Annotated in this window: 18 protein-coding genes and 1 pseudogene; 7 read left to right on the forward strand and 12 right to left on the reverse strand. The window is 52.6% G+C overall.

Going from position 1 to position 13,960, the window contains the following annotated elements:
* Positions 1–11: 11 nt before the first annotated feature.
* On the reverse strand, positions 12–236 hold the full coding sequence (locus tag VF694_RS09850; RefSeq protein ID WP_440164216.1) for a helix-turn-helix transcriptional regulator: 225 nt from the start codon (positions 234–236) through the stop codon (positions 12–14).
* A gap of 431 nt (positions 237–667) precedes the next feature.
* On the opposite strand from VF694_RS09850, the gene VF694_RS09855 reads away from it, so the two are divergent.
* Complete coding sequence (locus tag VF694_RS09855) at positions 668–814, forward strand: hypothetical protein (protein ID WP_155274651.1); 147 nt, start codon at positions 668–670, stop codon at positions 812–814.
* Between the two features lie 65 nt (positions 815–879).
* Positions 880–1,242 carry a hypothetical protein gene (locus VF694_RS09860; RefSeq protein WP_123794725.1) on the forward strand — a complete coding sequence of 121 codons (363 nt, stop codon included), beginning with the start codon at positions 880–882 and terminating at the stop codon, positions 1,240–1,242.
* An 81-nt stretch (positions 1,243–1,323) separates the two neighbouring features.
* Here VF694_RS09860 and VF694_RS09865 read toward each other — a convergent pair whose 3' ends face one another.
* Together VF694_RS09865 and VF694_RS09870 are read right to left on the reverse strand one after the other, a co-directional pair.
* Positions 1,324–1,956: an adenylosuccinate synthase gene (locus VF694_RS09865; protein ID WP_440164217.1), complete on the reverse strand. Its 633-nt coding sequence runs from the start codon at positions 1,954–1,956 to the stop codon at positions 1,324–1,326.
* Between the two features lie 527 nt (positions 1,957–2,483).
* On the reverse strand, positions 2,484–3,383 hold the full coding sequence (locus VF694_RS09870) for a recombination-associated protein RdgC (RefSeq protein ID WP_440164218.1): 900 nt from the start codon (positions 3,381–3,383) through the stop codon (positions 2,484–2,486).
* Between the two features lie 50 nt (positions 3,384–3,433).
* Between VF694_RS09870 and VF694_RS09875 the strand changes: the two genes are divergently transcribed.
* Entirely contained in the window at positions 3,434–4,051 is a 618-nt protein-coding gene (locus tag VF694_RS09875) for a hypothetical protein (RefSeq protein WP_440164219.1), read from the forward strand.
* A 320-nt stretch (positions 4,052–4,371) separates the two neighbouring features.
* On the opposite strand, the pseudogene ssb reads toward VF694_RS09875, so the two are convergent.
* The 6 genes and pseudogenes from ssb to VF694_RS09905 all read right to left on the reverse strand — a co-directional run.
* Positions 4,372–4,716, reverse strand: a pseudogene (gene ssb, locus VF694_RS09880) (single-stranded DNA-binding protein); the annotation flags it as partial.
* Positions 4,717–5,352 carry a lambda exonuclease family protein gene (locus VF694_RS09885; RefSeq protein ID WP_440164221.1) on the reverse strand — a complete coding sequence of 212 codons (636 nt, stop codon included), beginning with the start codon at positions 5,350–5,352 and terminating at the stop codon, positions 4,717–4,719. It abuts the pseudogene before it with no gap.
* Positions 5,352–6,116 carry an ERF family protein gene (locus VF694_RS09890; RefSeq protein ID WP_440164222.1) on the reverse strand — a complete coding sequence of 255 codons (765 nt, stop codon included), beginning with the start codon at positions 6,114–6,116 and terminating at the stop codon, positions 5,352–5,354. The genes VF694_RS09885 and VF694_RS09890 overlap by 1 nt, the downstream gene beginning before the upstream one ends.
* A gap of 7 nt (positions 6,117–6,123) precedes the next feature.
* Entirely contained in the window at positions 6,124–7,191 is a 1,068-nt protein-coding gene (locus VF694_RS09895) for a hypothetical protein (RefSeq protein WP_440164224.1), read from the reverse strand.
* 179 nt (positions 7,192–7,370) lie between these two features.
* On the reverse strand, positions 7,371–7,640 hold the full coding sequence (locus tag VF694_RS09900; protein ID WP_440164225.1) for a hypothetical protein: 270 nt from the start codon (positions 7,638–7,640) through the stop codon (positions 7,371–7,373).
* A 91-nt stretch (positions 7,641–7,731) separates the two neighbouring features.
* Positions 7,732–8,091 (reverse strand): hypothetical protein, encoded by a 360-nt coding sequence (locus VF694_RS09905; protein ID WP_440164227.1) that lies wholly within the window; start codon positions 8,089–8,091, stop codon positions 7,732–7,734.
* A gap of 1,082 nt (positions 8,092–9,173) precedes the next feature.
* Here VF694_RS09905 and VF694_RS09910 point away from each other — a divergent pair.
* Positions 9,174–9,584: a hypothetical protein gene (locus tag VF694_RS09910; protein ID WP_440164229.1), complete on the forward strand. Its 411-nt coding sequence runs from the start codon at positions 9,174–9,176 to the stop codon at positions 9,582–9,584.
* Positions 9,577–9,921 (forward strand): hypothetical protein, encoded by a 345-nt coding sequence (locus tag VF694_RS09915; protein WP_440150269.1) that lies wholly within the window; start codon positions 9,577–9,579, stop codon positions 9,919–9,921. The genes VF694_RS09910 and VF694_RS09915 overlap by 8 nt, the downstream gene beginning before the upstream one ends.
* A gap of 571 nt (positions 9,922–10,492) precedes the next feature.
* On the opposite strand, the gene VF694_RS09920 is transcribed toward VF694_RS09915, so the two are convergent.
* Positions 10,493–10,624, reverse strand: a complete 132-nt coding sequence (locus VF694_RS09920; protein ID WP_440164230.1) for a hypothetical protein — start codon at positions 10,622–10,624, stop codon at positions 10,493–10,495.
* 271 nt (positions 10,625–10,895) lie between these two features.
* On the opposite strand from VF694_RS09920, the gene VF694_RS09925 reads away from it, so the two are divergent.
* A complete protein-coding gene (locus tag VF694_RS09925; RefSeq protein ID WP_252605327.1) occupies positions 10,896–11,201 on the forward strand; it encodes a DNA-binding protein in 306 nt (101 codons plus the stop codon).
* On the forward strand, positions 11,201–11,524 hold the full coding sequence (locus VF694_RS09930) for a BrnA antitoxin family protein (RefSeq protein ID WP_042480141.1): 324 nt from the start codon (positions 11,201–11,203) through the stop codon (positions 11,522–11,524). The genes VF694_RS09925 and VF694_RS09930 overlap by 1 nt, the downstream gene beginning before the upstream one ends.
* 548 nt (positions 11,525–12,072) lie before the next feature.
* Here the strand turns inward: VF694_RS09930 and VF694_RS09935 are convergent.
* Both VF694_RS09935 and VF694_RS09940 read right to left on the reverse strand, forming a co-directional pair.
* Positions 12,073–13,197, reverse strand: coding sequence for a helix-turn-helix domain-containing protein (locus tag VF694_RS09935; protein ID WP_427973702.1), 1,125 nt, complete (start codon positions 13,195–13,197; stop codon positions 12,073–12,075).
* On the reverse strand, positions 13,184–13,885 hold the full coding sequence (locus VF694_RS09940; protein WP_427973705.1) for a hypothetical protein: 702 nt from the start codon (positions 13,883–13,885) through the stop codon (positions 13,184–13,186). Before VF694_RS09940 ends, VF694_RS09935 begins: the two co-directional genes overlap by 14 nt.
* Positions 13,886–13,960: the final 75 nt, after the last annotated feature.

Raw genomic sequence — 13,960 nt, forward strand, 5'->3', positions numbered from 1 at the left:
TAGGTTTCCTCTTATTTATAGGAGTCGGGGTTGTTGAGCCAAGCAAGGATGTCTTCGCCTTTCCAGGCTGTGCAGGCTCTGCTTACCAGCTTGGCGGCCGGTGCCTTCCCGGCAAGTACTCTTTTGCGCCAGGTCTCGCGGCTAAACGGGATGCGGTCGGCAAACTCGTCCCACCGGTACAGGCCTTCGGGGTGGATGGTGGGGGTGCTTTTTTGAGAGGATTGGGTGCTATTCATTGCTGTCCTTTCATGAAGGTGGTGATCCAGTGGGGCGAGCACGACGGCCGCTGGAGCGATGAAAATCGCGTCGTACTCGCACAAGGGGTTGAAAGTGGACGGGGGCGGTTGGCGGATGTGGATGGCTGTCTTGCGTTAAGTTCTTGCTAGCATCCTATTGATACAAAATTAGTGGAGAGAGACTGTGGATTCCGCCTTATGCACACTGAATAATCGGGTTTACGATGCTGCTGAGTTTGCTCGCCTTAACCCAACGGACCTCGAAAGCCGCCGCCGAGCTTTGATTTGCAGCTCTTGCGGTCATGAGGCTTTTTTCAGAAGCGCTTCAGTGTCCGGTCGTGGCCCTTGCTTTGGTGCTCGACCCCATGGGCCCGACTGTCCTGAGGCTACAGTTGACGCGGGAGTCTGGGGAGTAGGAGGCGCTGAGCAGAATGAGCCAATATTTAATGCAGCGGATAGGATTGTTATTGATCTGCCTGCTGCCGATGGCGAGCGTGCTGACAATGATGTGGGTGGAGCAGAGCATCGTAGACGTGGCGCAGGGCGTGGCTTTGGAGCTGATGGTGGAGTGGGTGTAAATACAACCCATCGTCGTTTAAGCAGCTTGCTCCGCAGACTGAATCAGAACCCCGAGTTCCAGTCTATGGATACCATCATTACGCCTCCTGGTGGTTATGCTCAAACCACGGTTCGTGATTTCTTTGTGCGGTTTGAAAGTGCTCGCGAAAGAGCAATTGGTCAATTTAGTGGGCTGTGGGGCATGATTACTGATGCGTCATATGACCATGGAGGTTCTTTATGGCTAAATACAGGAGGACGTAGTCAAATTAGCTTCGTGATCGATCAACCATTGGTTAATGCATTCTTGCTACGCCTCCGAGTTGACAATATCGAGGCTCTTTCCGGAGCTCAAGCTCTGGTCCTTGCCACTGCCTCTGAATCCGGACGAGGTAAAATTTTTGCTTCGATTGGGGATCTCCGGTTTGCCGCTTTCTCTTTAGCGTAGAGGATTGGTTCGCTTCGTTATCCGTTGCAGGTTGAACGCTTCTTTGCGGGGTAAACCGCGCCTGGTTGTGTGGGTGGGTGTTCATTGGGTGGTGTTCCATTCTTTCAATCGGATGGCTGTTAGCTCGGCCTGCAGGTCTCGGAGCTGGCGGGCGCGGTCGTCAGCGATACGCGCGATCCGCTGTCGCTCTGTATTGGCTTCGCGTATCCAGCGGTTCATTTGGTCGGCATCGCCTACACGGGACAGCAGCTTTATCAGCAAAAAGCGCTCGCGCTCCTCGTTGGCGTTCTGCCGCCAAGCGCTAAAGACGTCTTTCATGGCGTCATATCCCAGGGTTACGCCGGTTGCCGCGCCGCACCTGATCTTGATATGGCTGCGTTGGTTGACCCACAGCAAGCCCCAGCCTTCCGGTAAATCCTCAATATCGATTAGCCCCTCTGGGCACATGAAGTAGCGCCAGTGGCCCATTCCTCTTTCTTTCCGGTGGGGCTTTGCTTTGTCAGCAAGGAAGTCGGAGCGGCTTACTTTGCACTCGACAACTACGCTGCCAACGTTCGGGGTAGCAATGCGAAATCCGATGGCGTCTGGTATTTCTCCGTCCCAGCCACTGCGGGCCTCGCTTACAGCCACATTGCAGCCATGGCCATTCTGGGAGTGAGGGCGTTTGAGCCACTTCACGGCCAAATCGCACAGGCTCTCGTGTGTGTGAGTCATGGCCTGCTGTCCTCCTGGTGTGCAGCAACAATAGCGGCCATTTCCTCAGGCGTTGGATGGCGTACTTCGCCACATGTTTGGCACTCCATGCGAGTGGCCTCAACCGGATAGGTGCGTCTTGGCTCCCAGATATGCTGGCCATCATTCAAGCAATCAGCCTTTTCGGGCTCAAAGTAGAAGCTGATGGACGTTGTGAAAGTGAAGTGCTTTCCGCATGATCGGCAGTGATCGTGGTGCAGAACACCTTCTTCGTAACCGTGCCCGTCATCGTGACAAACCTCAAAAGGAGCTTCGCAGTACGGGCAATCAAAGTCGTGGCCCATGTTTAGCCTCCCATCCGTTCTCACCCCAGACCACACAGCTGTAATCAAGCTCATGGCACAGGGATGCATATCCGTTATTGAAATGACCGTGAGTGCTTGTCTTGTGCAGGAGCACGCGCACTTCTGGGTCATGGCGAAGGGTAAAAAATTGCCCCGGTTCGATGTGTCGAAGGCGGGGCAGGGGTTTGTTGCAGTAGGCGCGGCTCATGATGACCGCTCACCACCCAGCGTCACGACCAGATCGCTGATCATCTTGGCCAGCTCGGAGGTCATCAAGGTCATGTCGGCATCAAAGATTTCGTCATCGTTGACGGCTGCCACGTCCTGCTTTTCAGTCAAGATATCCAGCGGGGCAACGCGTTTGACGTCCAGCGCATCGGTCAGCACAAAGCTGATGCGATCTGCCCAGGTCATGGCCAAACGGGTGCATTGCTTGCCGGCTTCAACGTGCTTGCGCACTTCGTCAATGTCGGCGCTTTGCTTCATGTAGCGCACAACAGCACCGCTGTCGCCGGTAGAGCGCAGTTCGGCATCTTGGTCAATGCTGAAGTTGGCGGGGGCGTCATCATCAACCAGCCACGCCGTCATAGCGCCAGCGGGTGACCATTCGGTATACAGCGGCTGCACAGGGAAGGGCTCCACGCTCTTGGCCAGCAGGCCCAGGACTTCGTCGCTCTTAGCCACGGCTGCGGTATCAATTACAAACCAGTGGTTTCGTGTGTCGATCCACACAAATGTGTCGCGCTGCACAGCATGAGAGCGGGGCATCAAATCAATGATGATCTGCTCTTTGATTTCCTTCATTTGCTTGCGGCCTGGCTTGTAGCCCTGCTGCTCTTCGATTTCTCGGGCCTTCTCGCGGGCTACTTGGTTGACCACAGCGCTCGGCAGCAGCTTCTTTTCAGCCCGCATGCAGATCAGATACTGACCGTTAACCTCATGGACCAGTTCACCACCTTCACGCGGCGGCACCCAGCCCAGGCTGAGAGGTTCTTGGCTGCCGCATGGCGTGAATTGATGCTTGGCCAACATATCGGCCAGCTCTTGAGTGGACAAGGCAAATGCCGTATCCAGGCGATAGATACGCAGGTTTTTAAACCACATGGGTGTATTCCTTTCAGGATGGGCTATGCTCACGCCGTACAGATAGAGGCATGAAGCGAGGGGTTATGGGGATTAAGTGGAAAGAGGACTACGGCGCTAAAACTCAGAGGGGTTTTGGGTTGTTCGTTGGCTTTGCCGCAGGTTTAGTAGCCGCGTGGGTGTTATATGGTGTGTTTACATCATGGGGGATGGTCAAGCAGGCTTCGTTGTGGGAGATCATGACCGCCATAGGGACTGTTGGTGCCGCGCTTGGCGCCGTCTGGATTGCAGTATCAGATAGGTACAGGTCTAGACGTGCCCGGAAAATCCAATCAATCATATACGTTTGGAAAATTCACCCTCTTTTAAAAGAGTTAAATGAGTTTTTTTCCAAAACGCTATATGTGCTTGGCTCAGATGCGCTTAACCGAGACAAGTTAGCTGAAGATATCGCTAAACTGATTTCTCAGATAGAGGAGTTGGACTTTGAGGCTCTCTATGAGTACCACTACACCGTTTGTGTGAATATCTTTCAAGTAAGAAATGGGCTCAAAAATCTGCTCAATTTGCATCAAAATGCATTCCATGATGATGGAGTCATTCGGTATTCTTTCGGCTCTATGTTAAAAGCTATAAAAGACGCGCAGTTTATTATCAAAAATTACAACGGTGATCACTATCTCTTATGAGCCGAGGTTTGGCGCTTTTTTCGTTTAGTAATGGTTGATACTCGGGCCGAGAGAGCGTGACAACAGGAGAGCTGGGTGAGATTAAAGAAGAGCGATATACATACTCATGAACTCGGGGCCAAAATTGGGCTTACACCATTCGAATCGCATAATTTCATTTGTGAGAAAGAAGAGTTTGTCGATGGGAGTGGCTGGCGGGCTCATTTCGTTATAAATACGCCTGAAGAGATAAAGAAAAGGGTTTTCAGACAAGGCCAGGCTGAGTCGTGGGTGGATATTCCAAACGAATAGATTCAAACTCTCTAGCCATCATCGCGTATACCACTGACGTCTTTGCCGCCCAGCATTTGCATTTGCTCGGCGATGATTTCTGTGGTGAAACGCTCCTGACCGTCCTGGCCTGTCCATTTACGGGTGCGCAGACGACCTTCTACGTAAACGGGATGGCCTTTGCGCAGGTATTCGCCCGCGATTTCAGCCAGACGGTTGTAGAACACCACACGGTGCCATTCCACTTCCTCGCGCTTCTCGCCGGAGGTACGGTCTTTCCACTGCGAAGTCGTGGCAATGGAAATATTGCAGATGGCCGAGCCTTCTGCGCTGTAGCGTACTTCTGGGTCGCGGCCAAGATTGCCCACCAGAATGACTTTGTTGACTGAGGCCATTTATGCAGCCTCCAGCAGGGCGTCCCGCAGTTCGTGCTGATACTTGGTGACTGTCCGCTCGAACTCCATCAGGTCAGACTCCAGCGATTCGATCTGGTTGTCGTCGCGCTCGATGCGGATGATCTTCATGCGGCCCAGGTCATGAACCCATAAGACCAGGTCCACCCATTTGCGGCCGAGCAACCACATTGCGCCATTGCACTGGTCTACGTAGGCGGCAATGTCACCGTTCACAAAGGCGGTGAACAGGGTGTCGCTGCTGACCATCGTCTTGATTTCAATGATCCCGTCATCGCCTACCAAACCGTCTACGCTGACCCCAAACAGGCGGTCCGGTGTCGTGATGAAACCGGCCTCGTCAACGATGTGGCCTGTCTTACGCTCATAAACAGCGCGGGCGTAGGGCTCTTGTTCAGTGCCCAGACGCATGGCACCGTTCACAAAGACCTGCATGGGTTCGCCGCCTTCACGCTCTCGGGCCACATCCATGGCGTAGTCCAGGCATTTCTTGGATGGGGTACCGCTTTTCAGGCGGTCGCGGCAGTCTTTGAAACGGCTGCCGGTGATGACGCCTTTGCGGGCTTGGAGCCATTCCGGTGTACCTTGTTCTGCGGTGTGAATGATTAAGCCTTCCATTATTGAGCCTCCGTGAGCGTCTTTTTCTTGTCCGAGACAGCCTTTTTGAAGGCGTTGTAGTCAGCAAGGTTGTTGGTTGCGTAGATGATGTTGCCGCCTTCCTGCCAGATGGTTTCCAACCGTTCCAGCGTTTTGGCTTTGGCCACTTCACTGATCCACTCGTCGCGCAGGTCTGCGCTGATCTTCGAGTTCGCGCTGCCCAGCCCGTCATCGTCGTCGCCTTTTTCAGAAACGCCAGTAATGGCCTTGAGGGTGTGGCGCTGCAGGTAAGTGACGGTGGATGCGATGGCCTGGATGTTGTTCTTGCTTCCGCTTTGGTCCGCATTGGCTTCAAGGGACACAGAATCGGTATGACCCTGGCGGTGTTTGAGAATGCAGGTTACGCGGATCAGGTCTTTCTCCTGATGGGTTTTCCAGCTCCAGGCGAAGCCATGTTTTGAAAGGGCAGGGCCGACCGCTTCGACCACATCGGAAAGCTCTGCGTGCTTGTAGTGGGTGCGTCCGTTCTTCCCGGTGAAGTCGACCGTTTTGCGTTTGATGATTTCGACAGCCTCGGACTTGAATAAGGCCAAGGCATCGTTGAAGGCCTTTTCGGCCTCGCGCTCTTCCCAGCGTTGCTGCAGGTTCATCATCTGCTCCACCTGGTCGAGCGTGGCGCCTTGTTTCATGGCGGCCATCATCATGCCCATGGGGGAGTTGGCAGGCACTTGATCTGCTGGCGCAGTAAGGTCGCGCTGGGGAGCTTCAATAATTTCTGTGCTCATGGTGTCCTCAATATTGAATCTTCACTGCCGGGATCAGGCCTTTGGCGATCAGAATGACGGCCTGCTTGGCACACTCGTCGGGCAAGCCGTTTTCGATGAATGCAGCCAGGGCGGCGTTGTTAATGCTGGCTTTATGCGCTTTGTCCTCTTCGCGGCGGCGCTGCTCGGCCTCTTCGGCTGCCTTTTCGTCGGCTTGGCGTTTGATTTCGGCCTGACGGGCAGCCTCAGCGGCTTGCTTGGCCCGTTCGACCGATGCGAGACGTTCAGCTTCGGCCTGTTCTTCGGCGCGGCGCTGGCGTTCGGCGGCGTCCTTGGCGTCCTGCTCGGCCTTGACCTGGGCGGCTTTCGCGTCCGCCTCACGCTTGGCGGCTGCATCGCGCTCAGCTTGGGATTTGGCTTCCGCGTCGACTCGGGCTTTGTCTGCCGCTTGGCGAGCAATCTCAGCTTCGCGGTCTTTCTGCTCCTGCTCGGCCTGCTTGCGTCGTAGCTCGGCCAGTTCCGCCTGCTCAGCTTCGTACTTCTGGCGATCAGCTAAGGCTGTGTTCAGGATTTCCAGTGCCTTGGCCTTGACCCGGTGAGCCTCTGCCTCAAATTCTTCCCAAGACTCGCCAATTACCTCGGCCTCTACCGATTTGATGCGCAGGCGAAGTGCGTCCGAATTAAGAGCACCAACCTCTCGCGCTTGAGACGCCATGCTCTCCAAGCAGTTCCTGTGCATTGCAATCCGGTTGGCCTCTGCTTCCTCCCATTCCGTCAACGGCTTGCGGACCTCGTCGCGTAGCGAGTCCATCTTGGCGTTCCAGTCCCGGCGCTGTGCGTCGATCTGTTTCGGCACTTCTTTGTATTTCGCCGACAGCGCGGCACCCATCTTTTCAACAGCCGTCTTTGTACGCGTTACCTTGTAGGCGTCAGCGGCGCAGGCTTCACGGTCCTTGCGGATCTTCATGTCGTACACCGTGCCGCTGACCTTCTCGCGCACCTGTTCGACATAGTGATCCAAGCCGCCAGGTGTGGTGAATGTTGCCAGCGCCGTGTCTTCCGATGGCAGCTCAATCAGTTCTGTGGATTCGTTCATGTCATGCTCCAATCGCTCGGGCCGCCAGAGTCGGGCCGAAAAAAAGCAGTCCGGAGACTGCTATGGCAATGAGTAGGGTGAGGGGCCAGCCCCAGGGCGGGGTGCTGCTATTTGGTGCGTAGCATCCCTGGCCATCGAATGGGTTACGGCGGTGAGTGCGGGGGAAGCCGGGGTTTTGGCTATGAGGCATCTGCTCTTCTCCCATATAAAGCGATCTGAACTGCGTCATAGGCTGACTCGTAGACCTTCCCGTGCTCCTCAGTGGCGTGAGCCAGTGCAAGCACTGCGACGCGCAAGGCTTTTTTGAGCCGCTCAATCTCAGCCTCTTTGCTGTTGCGTTCATTCAGCGCTTGGTTGGCCCGTTCATAAAACTGCCGCCGGGATAGCTCGTCTTTCATCGCCATTTCGTAGGGCATTTGAATGACTGCGTTCAGCATGATGTCACTCATGGCTGCCTCCAGATACTAAGAACGCCCTCAATTCCGAGTGCGATAAAGAAAGCGGCGCAGCAAAAGAGCGTCGCGAAGATGAAAAACTCGATCAGCACGGCAGCGCCTCCAGTTCTTGCTGGGTCATGCAGTTATGCGTGGTGTCTGCCCAGTCGCCTATGATTCGTTCGCGTTCGGTGCGTAGGGTAGGGCGCAGGCTTTCATCATCAAGCGCAGCAAGCAGCTTGGCGGAATAATCAAAACCTGCCGAGCTGGACACCAGAAGCGCATTCTCCATTTCCTCGATCAGCCCTATGCGGCTTACTTTTTGAGGAATCGATTGCAGGGTCCAGGCGATGTTTACGTACAGTGTTTTGCCGTACAGGCAGTTGCGGATCTGCTCCGAGATATAGGCGCGGCGGCGCTCCGCCAGCTGGTGCGCGCATACCTCGCGTTCTGCGATAGCGTTCATGTTTAGCTCCGGGGGGATTGCGCCGCATCCGGCGCCATTGAAAGGGGAGAGGGTTAGCTTGTGGCCACCACCTTCACGTCCGGTGCGCACCGGAGCGGTATTGGTGAAGTCCCAGAGTTCTATGCCCTCTAGTCGCAGCACTCCCGCCGCCCATGGCGTGGGCGGGGCTGATTTAGAATTGGTTGAGGGAGTGGGAATGCTGCGGCTGGAGGGTGCGCGCTCTTGGGCTTTTGTCCTATTCGCTGAGCTTGGGAGCCTTAATGATCAAGTACTGTTATGATCGCCTCGCTCGAATTGCTTTTTCTTTATTAGGGTGTTGTTGAATGCTTACTAGAATTTTTGGATCAGTACGACGTGAGTATTTGCTTAGGGCTTACGTCATAGGCTTAGCTTTTTTTGCCCTTTTCGTCTTCATGGATTACCAGGCAGGCTGGCCTGATGGTTTTTTTTGGAAACGAACATTCCCAGGCTTAATTTGCTTGGCACTGTTCCCATTCTCAAAGCTTGTTTATGACGAGTTAAAACGTTTTGTACTTGGCGACAACGTTTTTTTTCTGAACGCCATAGTGATGCTCATAGCTAAGTTAATCATTAATTTCGCCTTGTTTCTGTGTGCTTGGTTTGTTGCACCTCTGGGCATTGCTTACTTGTGGTACGTGTCTAGATCGCGTGCATAGTTTCCTGATCATCAAGGCGGGCAGGGCTTGATACCTGCTGGAATGAATGGGGAGTTACCGCCCCTTGTGCTATGCCGCCAGAATTTCGGGACCGTCTTCTGGCTTCTTCGCCCCTGGCTGGCACTCGGGTGTCATTCCTACGTTTCGCACGTCTAACCGTGCCGCCGCCTTGATGATGCCCCTCATAAGAAGGGCTGCCTGGACCTCGCTACCTCTTGCGACGAGTCATGCAGGCGTTGATGGGTCTTTGTCATGCTTGCCCGGAAAGTCGCTGGGCCAGCGCATTGGTTTGTCCTGCTGTTCCATGTCTATCTCCTATTTATCCGTCAAACTCTCCGCCATACCTGGCTATCAGTAAGGCTGAGGTAATCTATTCAGTCCTGTAACCGACTAAGGGCATAAACGATGGAAACGTTCACGATAGTGATGACAGTGCTGATGGCTATTAGCGCGCTTGGCCAGTTAGCAATAAGCATTGCAATGTTGAGCAAAAGCAAAAGAAGAGCTATCACGAACTGGATGGCGTGGCGTTTCGATCTTTTTTGTCTGATTTTTCTACTGGCGTTTAGCTCGTACGGAATACTAGTCTTTGCTTTCAAAGAAGACCCCCAAAAAATGGATTACTACAATATGGCTGCAAGCTTAGGAGGTTTAGCGATGGCCTACGCAACCATGTTGTGTATGTATCTTGTTCGTTATGCACATCGGATCGAAACTCGCTTGAACTATGTGGAATATTATTTAAGACATTTATCTTGGACCTCAGAAGACGAGGAAGATGATCCAAGAGACTGCAATGGAGGCGGCAATGAGTAAGCGTCGTGGATCGATTAACCTTAAAGATGTGGAAATGCAGCGATTAAGGCGAGCCTGGGAGCAAGCAAGAGAAGGAAAGCCAGACGCAAAAGAACTTCTCCTTAAAGTTTTGCTAGCTCATAAATCGGTGGATTCTTTTGTGCGCCATTGGACTGATCTCAAAACAATGCCATTACCGAAGAAAAGCGAAGAAGAAATACTGGATGACCTTGTTATGCAGAGCTTGAGAGAAAAAAGCCCACCTACAGCCTGGTCTCGAGGGGCAGAGGCTTTTATCTCTGGGTCGCCTAAGCCGGTATCCGGCGGCCTTCCATCTTTGGGGAAAAGAGCAAAATAAGCTTTAGTAGGCCGCCTAAATAAAGAATGCCTACCAAAGCGGCCGCGTGAGAGGCCCTTTGATTTACTGGCGTGCTACTCCCGAATATCTCGGCTCACGCTCTCGGGTTCCGTAAATGCTGCGGTACGGTTTCCTGACCGTCCCCTACCAACTTCATCAGGGGAGCGCCGGACCCCACGCCTGTTAAAGGCCTCGCGCCAATCGTGGGAATGTATCTATCCGGTTTTTTCTGCCGTCTTTTTGCCAGGGCATACGCAGCACGTCTCCCTCTGTTCACCAGGCGCACCTACACCTCACGGCAGTGCGCAGCGTCTTTCGTGTGCCGTTATTCACCAATCCATAGGACTGGTGTGGACCACACTGCTGATTTTTAAAGAGCCCTGCCGTAGCAGTCGCAGCCTTTGCTGCTGGCGCTCTCTGTACCGTTACTTACCGTGGCTTTGCCTAAAGGTGTTCTGCGGTTTTGGTGAAGCGTTGATTGAATACTAGCATTGCTAGTAAATTAAAGTCAATAGCAACGCTATTTAATTTGTGGTTTAAAACCCGCCATAGGCGGGCATATGTGGCGCTGTTAGCGTAGGTTGGATAGGGCGCTGGTCAAGTCATCCGCCAGTTCAATAGCGAGTTCCAGCAAGCTGGGGTGCAGCCCGACAACTAATACAGGGATGAGCTCAGCTAATTGGGCAGAACGTTTTCGGGCCATTTCGGCATCCTCCAGCGATAGGCCGAGAGGCCGCGCTGGTGGTTTATCGGTATTACTCGTCATATCGCAATGCTCTTCTCTTACAAGTGGGCGTTTTAGATACGCGCTCTGATTCGTGGAAGCTACGTGGAGCGCATCAATATGGCGGGGCAGGGGGATAGTTATACTGTATATCTATACAGTAATTTGGGTCAAGAAGAAGGGGGTTGTGTTGTTAGGTGACTAGATAGATAGTCCTTGTTTTCTTATTTGTTTGGGGGTACAATAAATTATGCGAACCGTTATAGAAACTCCCACATTTCAGAAGCAAGCCGAGGCGGTTTGGAGCCGCGAAGAGCGTCATGCCTTTATTGACTGGATTGCAGAAAACCCAGATGCTGGGGATGTAATTCAAGGCGCTGACGGCGCTCGTAAGGTTCGTTGGAAGCGGGCAGGAAGTGGCAAGAGCGGTGGTGCGCGTGTAATTTATTTCCACCTTGTTGATGACGAGGTGGTATTGCTGATCATGGTGTATACCAAAGCTGTTCGTGAAACGGTATCAGCCAAAGAGATTAAGCACACACGGAGGAAATCGTGATGACTTTGAAAAAACTGGATGTGGATAAGGTGGTGGCAGCTATTGAGGCTGACGCTGGTCAGGCGCTGCCCGGTCTGCGTGAGTCGCTGGCTGAAGCCAAGGCAGATCAGTTTGCCCAATCCCATACGCCGGAGCAGATTACAGCGCGGCGGCGTGGTCGCCCAGTAGGTAGCAAGCAGGCTGTGACCAAAGAGGCCGTTAAAATCCGTCTAGATGCAGACGTTTTGGCGGCATTGCGTGCCAGCGGTGATGGCTGGCAGACTCGGATCAATGATACCTTGAGGGCGTCATTGGCTCTCAGCGGCTCACTGAATGAGGCATGAGTACCCGCTGACTCAGGCATAGAACAACAAAAAAGCCCCGTGTAGGGGCTTTGTCGTATAGGCTCGTTACGTGAGCTGACGTATCAGAACGGAAGGCCGGGGAATCGGTCTTTTAGCTGTCGGATAAGTTTTTGCCGGGTCGATACCATTTGTTTTGTATATGTTTGATGGCTTTCGACTGTTCGGCGAGCGGGCTCGCGCAACGGAGAAGTGTGTAGTGGGCTGCGACTAGCCTGGTTAAGTTTTTCGTAGATAGTAATACCTTCTGTATGACTTCAAATTACCGCTGCAGCCTGGAAATGGAGGTTTTCCTCAGCAATGATGTGGCGTGGAATTTGAAGGGTAGTGAGGTAGCGAGATTGCCACCTTTGAATGAGATCAGTCTCATTGTACCAGTATGGGCTTTTCGCCCCTTTAAGCATAGAAGTGCTTTGTAACGCTTCCTGGGGCATAGGGGTGTCAGGGCCTGGTCTGGACCAAACAAGAAAGCCCCGGGAGGGGCTTTGGTGTATTTGGGTGCACGGGGCCTGTATTATATGGGCCACCCCTTAAGCTACACTTTTTAGTTTGAAAGGGATGACCTTTGGCTCTAAAGGCTGAAAGTCTGAGGTAGGCATTTCCATTAAGTGGGATAGCTCATTTAGTGGTAGTGCCATTCGTTCAGCAAGTGTTCGTGAGTTTTCGATCCCAGAGTCGGCTAAAAACTGTAATATTTTACGCATAAGACTAGGACGTTCGGCTGCAATCTCTTTGTCCAATGGCTCGACTGTACGCATTTTGTTAATAGACAGCTGGCGAAAGATATACATTCGCTGATTCTCGCTGATTAGCTTCAAGTGATAGGCCCTTGTGACTAGGGCTTGAATCGAAACTCCCCATCGTTTTTTGAGTTCAATAAGAGCTGGCATCGCTGTTGAATAAAATTCTCTAGCAAATGAAATTTTGGGAAATAATAAAGCCATTCCCAAATAAAAAGCTTGAGACTCAATCAGCTTATGACGTTGAGGATCATTAATATCCTCCTCGGTGACGGCTCGGTGTAATAGTAGATGAGCCAATTCGTGAGCAACATCAAGCCTCCCTCGCGCCCAAGGGGCATCGCTGTTAACGATGACCACAGGTTTTTCCTCTCTCCATGCGGAAAGCCCGTCCAAGCGGGCGGCCAAAGGGACACGGACCACCAAGACACCGTTATTTTCAAGCAACAAGGTCAAATTCGATATTGGCCCATCCCCGAGCCCCCAAAATCGACGAGTTTTTTCCGCTAAATCTTCCAAATCGTCTTTAGATAGAGACTCAAATTCAAGGTCAGAAAAATCAGGCAGATTTGGCAGAGGTAATTCCACCTGCGAAAGAAGACCCTCAGCTAGTTCTGCTAACCAGTGTTCATAAACAGCCGCTTTGGCGCGCTCTCGTTTCGTTGCAGAGCTTAATTTACGAAAATTTAAGGGGCCTTGGCGTACGGGTGCATCATCAGTGCGGAGAAAAAAAGCAATGGGGAATTGAAGGGCGCGACTTAACTGCCCCATGGTTTCTGCTCCGGGGGCCTTTCTATTGTTTTCGAACAGAGAGATAGCTTGGCGCGAGACCCCTACAAGAGCGGCTGTCTCACCTAAAGTCAGTCCTCGAAACTCTCTTGCCTCACGTAGCCGCTCGCCACTAAATTGTGCCATTTCCTTCTTCGCCTTTTTTCGTACGCAACAGTCGCTCGATGATGTTGTCATCGATTTCTTCTACGGGGGCGTCTGTCATACTCGTTGTTACTGCCAGGGGCTCTACATACAAGAGTGATGCCCCGTCTGCACTGGGAACCTGAATGCCTAAAAAGTCAGGTACTTTACCATTCCCGCCGTGCACAATGTGAGCTAGGCAAACCTGCGGTAGAGAAAGGGTATTACTGTCGCTTTCAAGGTCAGGGAAGAGTGACAAATTCAGGCTTTGGGTGAGCTTTTGGCGGAACTGCGCTGTGCGAGGCGTCTGATTCAGGCCGTCTACAGCGTTCGCGATTAAGATGACTTTGTCCCCATGTAACTTGACGTGCTGGCAGTTTCTAGCCTGATTCCAATCCACCGTGGCCTTCATGCCTGCCAAATGGGCTATACCGTTCAAATAGTAATCAACAATAACTCGCTTTAAATACGGTCTGACATCAGCTCCTATACATGCCATGAGCTCAGGGAGCTCATTTTGATACTTGTCACATGTTGCATAGGCTCTAGCCATAGCGCCAGAAATCAAAGTTCTAGTGGTTTCCGGAACGGCACGGCGCAGCAAAGTTTCATATGGAGATGGCATAGGGATAAATTCAGGTCTAGGTTGTGATAAACCGATTTTACATTTAACCTTTGTTTTGTCAACCAAAAGACAGTATAAAGGGAGTGATGGGGTGGCCCCATCCAATGGGGGCGGGAGCAGCGAATCGAGTAGAGACGATTA

The organism is Alcaligenes sp. Lyrl_28 (assembly GCF_051948705.1).
Classification (GTDB): Bacteria; Pseudomonadota; Gammaproteobacteria; order Burkholderiales; family Burkholderiaceae_B; genus Alcaligenes; species Alcaligenes ammonioxydans.

What these genes read in the sequence shown, in the direction of transcription:
- VF694_RS09925 (WP_252605327.1), top strand. Translation starts at nt 10,896, where the DNA reads ATGCGAACCGTTATAGAAACTCCCACATTTCAGAAGCAAGCCGAGGCG.
- VF694_RS09935 (WP_427973702.1), bottom strand. Translation starts at nt 13,197, where the DNA reads ATGGCACAATTTAGTGGCGAGCGGCTACGTGAGGCAAGAGAGTTTCGA.
- VF694_RS09905 (WP_440164227.1), bottom strand. Translation starts at nt 8,091, where the DNA reads ATGAACGCTATCGCAGAACGCGAGGTATGCGCGCACCAGCTGGCGGAG.
- VF694_RS09860 (WP_123794725.1), top strand. Translation starts at nt 880, where the DNA reads ATGGATACCATCATTACGCCTCCTGGTGGTTATGCTCAAACCACGGTT.
- VF694_RS09915 (WP_440150269.1), top strand. Translation starts at nt 9,577, where the DNA reads ATGAGTAAGCGTCGTGGATCGATTAACCTTAAAGATGTGGAAATGCAG.
- VF694_RS09890 (WP_440164222.1), bottom strand. Translation starts at nt 6,116, where the DNA reads ATGAGCACAGAAATTATTGAAGCTCCCCAGCGCGACCTTACTGCGCCA.
- VF694_RS09920 (WP_440164230.1), bottom strand. Translation starts at nt 10,624, where the DNA reads ATGGCCCGAAAACGTTCTGCCCAATTAGCTGAGCTCATCCCTGTATTA.
- VF694_RS09900 (WP_440164225.1), bottom strand. Translation starts at nt 7,640, where the DNA reads ATGAGTGACATCATGCTGAACGCAGTCATTCAAATGCCCTACGAAATG.
- VF694_RS09865 (WP_440164217.1), bottom strand. Translation starts at nt 1,956, where the DNA reads ATGACTCACACACACGAGAGCCTGTGCGATTTGGCCGTGAAGTGGCTC.
- VF694_RS09875 (WP_440164219.1), top strand. Translation starts at nt 3,434, where the DNA reads ATGAAGCGAGGGGTTATGGGGATTAAGTGGAAAGAGGACTACGGCGCT.
- VF694_RS09850 (WP_440164216.1), bottom strand. Translation starts at nt 236, where the DNA reads ATGAATAGCACCCAATCCTCTCAAAAAAGCACCCCCACCATCCACCCC.
- VF694_RS09910 (WP_440164229.1), top strand. Translation starts at nt 9,174, where the DNA reads ATGGAAACGTTCACGATAGTGATGACAGTGCTGATGGCTATTAGCGCG.
- VF694_RS09930 (WP_042480141.1), top strand. Translation starts at nt 11,201, where the DNA reads ATGACTTTGAAAAAACTGGATGTGGATAAGGTGGTGGCAGCTATTGAG.
- VF694_RS09895 (WP_440164224.1), bottom strand. Translation starts at nt 7,191, where the DNA reads ATGAACGAATCCACAGAACTGATTGAGCTGCCATCGGAAGACACGGCG.
- VF694_RS09870 (WP_440164218.1), bottom strand. Translation starts at nt 3,383, where the DNA reads ATGTGGTTTAAAAACCTGCGTATCTATCGCCTGGATACGGCATTTGCC.
- VF694_RS09885 (WP_440164221.1), bottom strand. Translation starts at nt 5,352, where the DNA reads ATGGAAGGCTTAATCATTCACACCGCAGAACAAGGTACACCGGAATGG.
- VF694_RS09855 (WP_155274651.1), top strand. Translation starts at nt 668, where the DNA reads ATGAGCCAATATTTAATGCAGCGGATAGGATTGTTATTGATCTGCCTG.